This is a genomic window from Streptococcus parasanguinis (genome assembly GCF_001578955.1).
Lineage (GTDB): Bacteria > Bacillota > Bacilli > Lactobacillales > Streptococcaceae > Streptococcus > Streptococcus parasanguinis_U.
This window is the reverse complement of record NZ_KQ969692.1, coordinates 159,714-160,511: the sequence shown is the minus strand read 5'-3', so window position 1 is coordinate 160,511 and position 798 is coordinate 159,714. Positions and strand designations below refer to the sequence as shown.

Here is a 798-nt window from a genome sequence, read left to right as displayed (position 1 = left end):
ACAAATCTGTCGCAACCGTTCGTCGGTTGGTCAAGACCATCAAAGACGTGGATGCAACCCGCTATGTCACCATGGGAGCTGATAAATTCCGCTTTGGCGATGGTTCAGGAGGCCATGAAAAAGTAGCAGCAGAGCTTGATGCGGTTGGTTTCAACTATTCAGAGGCCAACTATGAAAGCTTACGGGCGAAACATCCAAACTGGCTCATTTATGGCTCAGAAACCTCTTCTGCAACGCGGACACGGGGCTCTTACTACCACCCTGAAAGAGAATGGGTCGGCAGCAACCAAGAAGACCGCCATTATGAACAATCAGACTACGGCAATGACCGGGTTGGTTGGGGTCGGACAGCGACCGCCTCTTGGACCTTTGACCGTGATCATGCCGGCTATGCAGGACAATTTATCTGGACTGGTACGGACTATATCGGTGAGCCAACCCCATGGCACAACCAAAATGATACACCTGTGAAAAGTTCTTATTTCGGTATTGTCGATACTGCCGGACTTCCAAAGAATGATTTTTACCTGTACCAAAGTCAATGGGTATCGGCTGAGAAACATCCAATGGTGCATCTCTTACCACATTGGAACTGGGACAATCCAGAATTAGCCAATCGTGTCATGGATGAAGAAGGACGGATCCCTGTTCGAACCTTCTCCAATGCCCACAGTGTGGAACTGATTGTCAATGGGGAATCACAAGGAGTGAAGACCTTTACCAAGAAGACCACAGCTGATGGCCGGACCTACCAAGAAGGGGCAAATCCGGATGAACTCTATCTAGAGTGGTTGGTCC

Annotated in this window: 1 protein-coding gene; it reads left to right on the top strand. The window is 49.2% G+C overall.

Annotated elements, in window-relative coordinates:
• Positions 1–798 (top strand): DUF4982 domain-containing protein (locus SPADD19_RS12920; RefSeq protein ID WP_241496576.1); only part of this gene is annotated, 798 nt, incomplete at both ends.